The following is a 9,545-nucleotide window of genomic DNA, read 5'->3' on the forward strand; positions in this document are numbered from 1 at the left end:
CTGGGCGGCGTGCATGACGAGGCAGAGATCCGCGGCCACCGACGCACCTATATCGGCGCCTTGCCCGGCAATATTGTCCAGGCGGTCCGCAAGGCTGGGGCGCGCAACTGCGTGCTCATGCTTGACGAGATCGACAAGCTCGGCAGCAGTGTGCATGGGGATCCCGCCGCCGCGCTGTTGGAGGTGCTGGACCCCGAGCAGAACGGGACATTCCGCGACGCCTATCTCGGCGTGCCGTTCGACCTGAGCCGCATCGTGTTCATTGCCACGGCCAACATGCTGGACACGATTCCCGGGCCGCTCCGCGACCGGATGGAGGTCATCACCCTCGCCGGCTACACTGAGGACGAGAAGCTGGAGATTGCGGAACGCTATCTCCTCCGCCGACAGATGGAGGCGAACGGGCTGCGGCCGGGCCAGGCGACACTGGGGGCGGATGTGCTGCGCATCATCATCCGCGACTACACGCGCGAGGCCGGCGTGCGGAGCCTGGAGCGCGAGATCGGCCGCGTGCTGCGCCACGCCGCTGTCCGGATCGCGGATGGCAGCGCCGAGGCCGTTCAGATCAGTGCCGATGACCTCGCCACAGTCCTGGGCCCGCCGCGCTTCGAGAACGAGGTGGCGATGCGGACCAGCGTGCCCGGTGTCGCGACCGGCCTGGCCTGGACGCCGGTCGGCGGCGACATCCTGTTCATCGAGGCGACGCGCGCGCCCGGGAGCGGCAAGCTGATCCTGACCGGCCAGCTCGGGGAGGTTATGAGGGAGAGCGCCCAGGCCGCACTGAGCCTGGTGAAGAACAAGGCCACCACCTTCGGCATTGATGTTAGGCTGTTCGAGAAATCCGACATCCATATTCATGTGCCCGCTGGCGCGACGCCGAAGGACGGACCGAGTGCGGGTGTGGCGATGTTTACCGCACTTGTCTCGCTGCTGACCGGGCGCACGGCACGCAGCGACACCGCCATGACCGGCGAGATCAGCCTGCGCGGCCTGGTGCTGCCGGTCGGCGGCATCAAGGAGAAGGTGGTCGCGGCGGCCCGCGCCGGTCTGAGCCGCGTCATGCTGCCGGCACGCAATCGCCGGGACTGGGACGACATCCCGAAGAATGCCCGGGACGGTCTGGAGTTCGTCTGGCTGGAGCGCGTGGAGGACGCGATCGCCGCCGCCTTGGACCCAGCGACGGACGGCGTCACCGCCGAAGCCCCACCCGAGACCGACGGCGGCACTGTTGGGATGGCGGCCTTTCCGGGGTAACGGGCTGATTGTGGCTCTCACGCTTGCAAGGCTGCGGTGCCGCGTGTCCGGGCTCCGGGAACTTGATTCTCGCGAAGGTCAAACCAACTCACGTCCCGGCTGGATGCTCATGCCGAGGCCGGCCGGCCTTCGTACCATGTTGCTCAAACGAGGATGTGGCTATGAGGATGACGAGCTTCTCCCGCCCGATGCTCCGAGTTGTCGCGGCGGCCGTGATTGCCGCCGTGCTGGCGCTCCCCTCGGCCGCACACGCCTTCTGGCGAGGTGGCGTGTTCATCGGCTTCCCGCCCGTGGTTGTCGGGCCTCCCGTGTATTACGGGCCTCCGGTCTATTACCCGCCTCCCGTCTACCCGCCTCCGGTCGTCTATCGGCCGGCGCCGCCTCCCGGACGTACCTGCTACGCAGGGGCATATGTCTGTCCGCTGGCGCTGTCCGGCCCGGTCGGTGGGCCCTGCTCGTGCCCGGCAGAACGCGGGGCCCGGGCTGCGGGCAGCATAGGCTGACCGTTGACCAGGCACCGCACCGCGCCTAGCGAAGCCGTCCCGCCCTGCGGTTTTGGGGCGGCGCAGACCTGTTGCGGGCCGTGTAAGTGGAACCCGGTGCGTTCAGGCCCTGCCCTGCACGGTCCGTAACCGGCATGCGTGAGCGGGCCGAGTTGAAAACGGGACGAGTGCTCCGCAGTGGGGTGACGCGGCCATGCGCTATGTCAGCCCGGCAAGAATTGCCAACAGGGCAGGCGCCTGACACAGCGCCGGGCCGTGTCTTGGGCGACTTGGCGGTCGGTCCCTCTACCTGGATCGCCGCCGCAGCCGCAACCAGGTTGGTCTTGGTACTCAATCCGCTGCTTGTTCCGCAGACGGTTGTCGTGGATCTGTTTGCAAAGATCTGGACCAGATCCGGATCCTGGGCAAATCGCTCTGGAGCATCTGCTGTCGCTCGCGACCGTACAGCAGGCTGGCGCCGCTCCGCTCCGCTCGCGAGCGGTCCCCAATAACGCGGCGGCTCGGGCTCGGTGCCCGCGACTTGCATCGTCCGACCCGATCTGACGAATGAAAGGCGTATGCCAAGCTAAGCTGCTCTGGGGCGCGGCCGGCCGTTCCTCACGAACAGCATACGGGCTTGAAACCTTCAGTCAGCTTGCCTAGTTCGCTGATCGCCAAACGCCCATGATGCGGGTTTGGCTGACGCCGTGAGGGCGCCACTCGCTCATACCATGTTGCTCAATGGAGGATATGGCTATGGAGCTGACGGATTTTGCTCCGCTTGCGCGGTCATCGATCGGCTTTGACCGCCTGCTCAAGCTGCTGGAGAACGGCAGGCTTCCGGAGCCGGCCGACGACTACCCGCCTTACAACATCGAGAAGACGGGCCAGGACGCGTACCGGATCACCCTGGCCGTTGCGGGCTTCGGCCCCGACGATCTCGACATCACCATGCAGCCCAACCTCCTGACCGTCACTGGCAAGAAGGCGGAAAGCGAGGCTCAGAGCCAAGGCTATCTCCACCGCGGCATGATCCAGCGGCCGTTCCGGCGTGTGTTCCACCTGGCCGACTACGTCCAGGTCAAGGATGCACAGCTGAAAGACGGCATGCTGATGATCGATCTCCTGCGTGAGATCCCGGAGCCGATGCAGCCAAGGCGCATCGAGATCGGCGGCGGGCGAGGCCGGCCGGCACAGATCGACACGAGCCCCGCCGAATAATAGGCTGCTGCCTCGAGCGCTGACCGAGCGGCACATGGCGTCTCCGCCTGTGCGCGGTAGTCCGTGCGCGCCCGGCACTCGAGGCAGCCCACGGCGAATGGTGATTCAGATGCTGCAGGACAGTGTCACCAGGGATCATGCGGAATTTCCGACAGGCATGGGGGCCTTCCGGCACGCCATGCCGCCAGGGTCGCCGGCGAATGACCGGCTCCCGGCGTTCGCACCGCCAGCCTTCCCGTCGGATGCCCATGCGATCATCCGGTGTCCCGGCCCGTCGGTCGTCTCGTCGGGCCGGGCCCGGGCGAGGCAATGGGTCCTGGAGTTCGCACCGCGCTCGGCGCCGTTCATCGAGCCGCTGATGGGATGGGTCGGTGGCACCGACCCGCTCCGTCTCGTGCAGCTCCGTTTCCCGAGCCGCGAGGCGGCCATCGCCTACGCGGAGCGCGAGGGCCTTCCATACGTGGTGCAGGAGCCCACGCACTTGCAGGCGGCGGTGCGGATGCGATCGTCTGACCAGGCGGCCAAGCCGGTGCTGTTCCAGGACGGCGGCCCGACTGGCCCCGCGGCCAACGACTCCGCTCCGGGGCAAGGCGAAGTCGGCCATCGCGCCGCATGATCAGTTCCGGAGGGTGCCGGGCAGCCGTGCCCACGCCGGACGGCACAATCTGCCCGGTCGCGGGCCGGGTCGGGCCCGCGGTCCTTTTGGTATTCGACCGTATCTCCGATGGAGGAGAGCGATGCGCACAGTGATGAGGAGCACGAAGCCTGTAGAGATCGTCAACCTGGCGGCGGCCATCTGCCTGCTTCTGGCGCCCTGGGTGCTCGGATTCTCCGACGCCTGGCCTGCGGACTGGAACGCATGGCTGACAGGCGCGATGCTGGCCGTCTACGCGCTGTGGGCCCGGCGCAGCTCCGGTGAATGGGCTGCCTGGACCGAAGGTGGCGAGGCGATCCTGGGCATCTGGGCAGTCTGCTCGCCCTGGATCGGCCACTTCACCGCGAACCAGCCGGCGATGTGGAGCCACGTGATCATCGGCGCGATCGTGGTGGTTGCCACGGCGCTCGGCCTGATCTGGCCCCGCATGCACGGGATCAGGATCGCGAAGGAGCTTGCCACGAAGCGCCTCGCAATTCTGCTCGCCGGCCTGGTCTGTCTCGGGACGGCCACGGCCCATGCGGCCATGACCGACGCGCACAATACCAACCTTGGTCATGGCGCGGACTTCGCCTACGCCGAGGCCCTGAACGCGCTCGCGGCCGACGGCTGGCGGCATGTCACCGACCTCCGCCGTGAGGGCGACTTCGTGCGCGCGATGGCGGAAGATTTCGCCGGCCGCCGACGGGTGGTGCTCGTCGATCCGCGGACTGGCGTGGTCCTGCCGGAATTCGAGTCGGTTCGTGACGACTGACGGGTAGGGCCGCGTACCGAACTGCGTTCCAACTGACAATCCAGGCACTGAGAAAGGAGGCCAGACATGCCGAGCGATGGTCCCGAGGTCACGAAGGCGAAGCCGCCGGTGCAGTCGGGCACCGCTTGGCTGGACCGGGTTCGCGACTGGTTCCGGCAGGTGTTTCAGCTGCATCCGGACGGGCGTAAGCCGAACAAGCAACAGCTGGGTGCGCATGCCGGCTACTGGATCGCGGCCTTTATCGTGATCACGCTGCTGCAGAGCTGGTGGGCGGCCAGCCAGGCCGTGCAGCCGATTCCCTACAGCGAGTTCCGGCAGCTGGTGCGCGAGCAGAAGGTTGCCTCTGTTCAGGTCTCTGGCTCCCATCTCTTCGGCACCTTGAAAACGCCAAACGCAGACGGCCGCCGGCTATTCGAGACGACGGCCGTGCCCGAGGATATCGCGAAGGAGTTGGAGGCGGCCGGAGTCACCTTTACAGGTGTTGTGCCGAACACCTTCTGGTCCAACCTGCTGTCCTGGCTGCTGCCGATCTTCGTCTTCTATCTCGTGTGGGCGCTGGTCTGGCGGCGCGCCGTTGCCAACCTCGGCATGGGGGGCGGGCTGATGTCGATCGGCCGGTCCCGTGCCAAGGTCTATGTCGAGACCGACACCAAGACGACCTTCACCGATGTCGCCGGCGCCGACGAGGCCAAGGAGGAGCTGAAGGAGATCGTCGCTTTCCTGAAGGATCCGGAGGGATATGGGCGGCTGGGTGCGCGCGTGCCGAAAGGCGTGCTGCTGGTCGGCCCGCCGGGCACCGGCAAGACGCTGCTCGCCCGGGCCGTGGCGGGCGAGGCTGGCGTGCCTTTCTTCTCCATCTCCGGCTCCGAGTTCGTGGAGATGTTCGTAGGGGTCGGCGCGGCGCGGGTTCGGGACCTCTTCGAGCAGGCGCGCGACAAGGCGCCGGCCATCATCTTTATCGATGAGCTGGATGCACTCGGCCGGGCCCGCGGCGCCTATGGCCTCGGAAGTCATGACGAGAAGGAGCAGACCCTGAACCAGCTTCTCGTAGAGCTGGACGGCTTCGACCCCCGGACCGGCGTGGTCCTGCTGGCCGCCACCAACCGGCCAGAGGTGCTCGACCCCGCGCTGATGCGTGCCGGTCGGTTCGACCGGCAGGTGCTGGTGGACCGCCCGGACAAGCCCGCTCGCGCGGCCATCCTGCAGCTCCACCTGAAGCGCATCAAGGCGGCGCCCGAGGTCACCGCCGACCGGCTGGCTGAGCTGACGCCCGGGCTGACCGGGGCGGACCTGGCCAACGTCGTGAACGAGGCGGCGCTGCTCGCGACCCGGCGTGGGGCAGATCAGGTCGATATGTCCGACATCAACGAGGCCGTGGAACGGGTGGTGGCCGGTCTTGCCCGCAAGACCCGCGTGCTCAATCCGCAGGAGCGGGAGACGGTCGCCTATCATGAGATGGGGCATGCCCTCGTCGCGCTGTCGCTGCCCGGCACGGACCCCGTCCACAAGGTCTCGATCATTCCCCGGGGCGTGGGCGCGCTGGGATACACGATCCAGCGCCCCACCGAGGACCGGTTTCTGATGAGCCGGGAGGAGTTGGAGAACAAGATGGCCGTGCTCCTCGGCGGCCGGGCCGCGGAGGTGCTGGTCTTCAACCGTGTCTCGACCGGCGCAGCGGACGATCTGCAGCGGGTCACCGACATCGCCCGGGCCATGGTGACCCGCTTCGGCATGGCCGAGGAATTGGGGCCGGTCACCTTCGAGCGTGAGCAGCGCAGCTTCCTCGGCGCGCCCCCGCCTGCCTTCGAGCAGCCCCAGCGGGTCTACAGCGAGGCGACGGCCCAGACGATCGACCGGTTGGTCCAGGATCTCGTTCAGAAGGCCTTCAGCCGGGCCTCCGGCATCCTGCAGGAGCGGATCGACATCCTGCACCGGAGTGCGAAGGAGCTCCTGGCCAGGGAAACCTTGAGCGCGGAGGAACTGGCCGTTCTGACCGGAAAGGTGAAGACCCTGGCGGCCTGACCATGCCCGGGACGGCCATCTCCGCTCTCGTCATGCTGTTCGTGACGGTGGCTCCCTTCGAGGTCGCCTCGATGTTCTTCGTGCTGGCGGCCAGAGCCTCGCCGGAGCAGCGGCGCCGGTTGGCCCTGCGGGCCTGCGTGATCGGCTTCCTGGTTCTGCTGGCCTTTGCACTCGGCGGAAACCGCCTGCTGGGCGCCCTGCAGATCGGGCTGCCTGCGTTCCGGGCTGCTGGCGGTGTCCTCCTGCTGGGCTTGGCGAGGGATCTCCTCTTCGCCAAGCCGTCAGGGCTATCCTCCATCACGCCTGGAGAGGAAGCGGAGGCCGCAGGGCAGGCCGAGATCGCCGTTTTCCCGCTTGCCATCCCGCTGATTGCCGGGCCCGGCAGCATGACGGCCATTGTCCTGCTCACTGGCCAGGCGGACACCGCGGCCCAGCTGGTGGTCGTCCTCCTCGCCCTGCTGGCCATCATGGGCCCTCACGTTCGGCACGATGCTGGCCGCTGAGCGTCTCTTCCGGCTGCTCGGGCGGACCGGTGTCAATGTCATCGCGCGGGTATCGGGGATCCTGCTGGCCGCCCTGGCCATGCAGTTCCTCTTTGACGGGTTGAGACAAAGCGGGTTGCTGCACTGACCTGCGGAGAGCAGTGTCAGCGTTCCCAGGATGGAAGCGAAGGGCGTCGGCTCGGTCTGCTCATCTGCAACGCAACCGAACCGCGTTTGGGGTCTTTTCTTTGGCGGCTGACGGACTAACTGTCTGGCCGGACGGAAGACGCGGTGCCACGTGACGGGCCGCGCAGTTCGCTTCCATTGCCGACACTTTGCTCTTGCAGGAGGTGTTGTCGATGAGGATTGCCCAGATCGCACCGCTCTACGAGCGGGTGCCACCCAAGCTCTATGGCGGCACGGAACGTGTCGTCTCCTATCTGACCGAGGAGCTAGTCCGGCAGGGCCACGAGGTGACGCTCTTCGCGAGCGGTGATTCGATCACCGAGGCGAAACTGGTTCCCTGCTGCGATACGGCCCTGCGCCTCAATCCCGCGGTGAAGGACTCTCTGCCCTATCATGTCGTGCAGCTGGAGAAGGTCCAGCAGCGAGCGGGCGAGTTCGATGTCCTGCATTTCCATATCGATGCGCTTCATTTTCCACTGTTCCGTGGCATCGCGAAGCGGACGCTGACGACGCTGCACGGACGCCTCGATCTTCCGGATCTGACGCCCCTCTACACCGAGTTTTCCGAGTTCCCACTGGTCTCGATCTCCCACGCCCAGCGCTGGCCGATGCCGCCGGTCAACTGGGTCGGGACGGTGCCGCACGGCCTTCCGCGTGACCTCCTGCCATTCCGTCCCACCGGCGAGGGGGGCTATCTCGCCTTCCTCGGTCGGATCTCGCCGGAAAAGCGGCCGGACCGGGCGATCGAGATCGCCACGCGGACGGGGCTGCCGCTGAAGATCGCGGCTAAGGTCGACAAAGCGGATGCCGATTACTGGTCCGAGGTGATCAAGCCGATGATCGAGCGGAATCCCCGCGTCGAGTTCATCGGCGAGATCAATGAGCATCAGAAGGCTGAGTTCCTCGGCAACGCACTCGCCCTCCTGTTTCCGATCGACTGGCCCGAGCCGTTTGGGCTGGTGATGATCGAGGCGATGTCCTGCGGTACGCCGGTCGTCGCGTTCCGCTGCGGCTCCGTGCCGGAAGTCATCGAGAACGGCGTCTCGGGGTTCATCGTCAGCTCCATCGACCAGGCAATCGATGCGGTCCAGAAGGTCGGGAGCCTCGACCGGCGATCGGTTCGGCGGGCCTTCGAGCGGCGCTTCACCGCCGAATGCATGGCTCGCGACTATCTCTCGATTTACGAGCGTTCGGCCGGAAGGCGCCTCTCGGCGCACCGGCCGGATCATCAAAGCCGACTGTCGTGCCTGGCTATCCCGGGCGACATCACCCTGCCGCCAGGGACCGGCTGGATCGACACCGCCGGCGTGTCGGCGACGCAGGCCCGGCCGATTCCGGGCCAGGTCTGATGAGGACAACCCACTGAACTGAGGGCAATGACAGGATAGAGCGACGGAGGTGTGACATGGCAGGCAAAGTCATTGGCATTGACCTTGGCACCACGAACTCCTGCGTAGCGATCATAGAGGGTGGCACCCCCAAGGTCCTCGAGAACGCCGAGGGGGCGCGGACCACGCCTTCGATGGTCGCGTTCACCAAGGGCAGTGAGGTGCTCGTCGGCATGCCGGCGAAGCGCCAGGCCGTCACCAACCCCGAGAACACCATTTTCGCGGCCAAGCGCCTGATCGGTCGCCGCTTCGACGACCCGACGGTCGAGAAGGACCGCGGGCTGGTGCCGTACAAGATCGTCCGCGGTGACAATGGCGATGCCTGGATCGAGGTGCAGGGCAAACGCTACAGCCCGAGCCAGATCAGCGCCTATGTGCTGACCAAGATGAAGGAGACGGCGGAGGCCTATCTCGGCGACAAGGTGACGCAGGCCGTCATCACCGTCCCCGCCTACTTCAACGACGCCCAGCGCCAGGCCACCAAGGATGCTGGCCGCATCGCCGGCCTCGAGGTCCTGCGCATCATCAACGAGCCGACCGCGGCGGCGCTTGCCTATGGCATGGAGAAGAAGGGTAGCGCCCGGGTCGCGGTCTATGACCTCGGCGGTGGGACCTTCGACATCTCCATTCTGGAGCTCGGCGAAGGCGTCTTCGAGGTGAAGTCTACCAATGGCGACACCTTCCTCGGCGGTGAGGACTTTGATGCACGCATCGTCGACTACATCGCGAGCGAGTTCCTACGTGAGCAGGGCATCGATGTTCGCAAGGACCGGCTCGCGCTGCAGCGCCTGAAGGAGGCCGCGGAGAAAGCGAAGATCGAGTTGTCCTCCGCCAAGGAGACTGAGATCAACCTGCCCTTCATCACTGCAGACGCCTCCGGGCCGAAGCATCTCGTGATGAAGCTGACCCGGGCGAAGTTGGAAAGCCTCGTGGATGACCTGATCCAGCGCACGATCGAGCCCTGCCGGGCCGCGCTGAAGGACGCCGGTGTCTCGGCGAAGGACATCGACGAGGTGATCCTGGTGGGCGGCATGACCCGCATGCCCAAGGTCGTCGAGACGGTGAAGGAGTTCTTCGGCAAGGAGCCCGCTCGCAACGTCA

Annotated in this window: 9 protein-coding genes; all 9 read left to right on the top strand. The window is 66.6% G+C overall.

The window, feature by feature from the left end; genetic code table 11:
• Positions 1-1,254: S16 family serine protease (locus ACO1BU_RS34565; RefSeq protein WP_424140446.1), on the top strand; the 1,254-nt coding region annotated here is incomplete at its 5' end.
• Positions 1,255-2,492: 1,238 nt separating this feature from the next.
• On the top strand, positions 2,493-2,957 hold the full coding sequence (locus ACO1BU_RS34570) for an Hsp20 family protein (protein ID WP_424140447.1): 465 nt from the start codon (positions 2,493-2,495) through the stop codon (positions 2,955-2,957).
• Positions 2,958-3,066: 109 nt separating this feature from the next.
• On the top strand, positions 3,067-3,573 hold the full coding sequence (locus ACO1BU_RS34575; protein WP_424140448.1) for an NADH dehydrogenase ubiquinone Fe-S protein 4: 507 nt from the start codon (positions 3,067-3,069) through the stop codon (positions 3,571-3,573).
• Between the two features lie 121 nt (positions 3,574-3,694).
• Complete coding sequence (locus ACO1BU_RS34580) at positions 3,695-4,366, top strand: SPW repeat protein (RefSeq protein WP_424140449.1); 672 nt, start codon at positions 3,695-3,697, stop codon at positions 4,364-4,366.
• 66 nt (positions 4,367-4,432) lie between these two features.
• Positions 4,433-6,388: an ATP-dependent zinc metalloprotease FtsH gene (ftsH, locus tag ACO1BU_RS34585; protein WP_424140450.1), complete on the top strand. Its 1,956-nt coding sequence runs from the start codon at positions 4,433-4,435 to the stop codon at positions 6,386-6,388.
• A gap of 2 nt (positions 6,389-6,390) precedes the next feature.
• Entirely contained in the window at positions 6,391-6,891 is a 501-nt protein-coding gene (locus ACO1BU_RS34590; protein ID WP_424140451.1) for a MarC family protein, read from the top strand.
• Positions 6,878-7,018, top strand: coding sequence for a MarC family protein (locus ACO1BU_RS34595; protein WP_424140452.1), 141 nt, complete (start codon positions 6,878-6,880; stop codon positions 7,016-7,018). Before ACO1BU_RS34590 ends, ACO1BU_RS34595 begins: the two co-directional genes overlap by 14 nt.
• Before the next feature lie 211 nt (positions 7,019-7,229).
• Positions 7,230-8,405, top strand: a complete 1,176-nt coding sequence (locus tag ACO1BU_RS34600) for a glycosyltransferase family 4 protein (RefSeq protein ID WP_424140453.1) — start codon at positions 7,230-7,232, stop codon at positions 8,403-8,405.
• Positions 8,406-8,461: 56 nt separating this feature from the next.
• Positions 8,462-9,545, top strand: a 1,084-nt coding sequence (locus ACO1BU_RS34605) for an Hsp70 family protein (protein ID WP_424140454.1), incomplete at its 3' end; no start/stop codon positions are given.

It is taken from the genome of Roseomonas chloroacetimidivorans (genome assembly GCF_049629625.1).
In the GTDB taxonomy this organism is placed as follows: Bacteria; Pseudomonadota; Alphaproteobacteria; order Acetobacterales; family Acetobacteraceae; genus Roseomonas; species Roseomonas chloroacetimidivorans.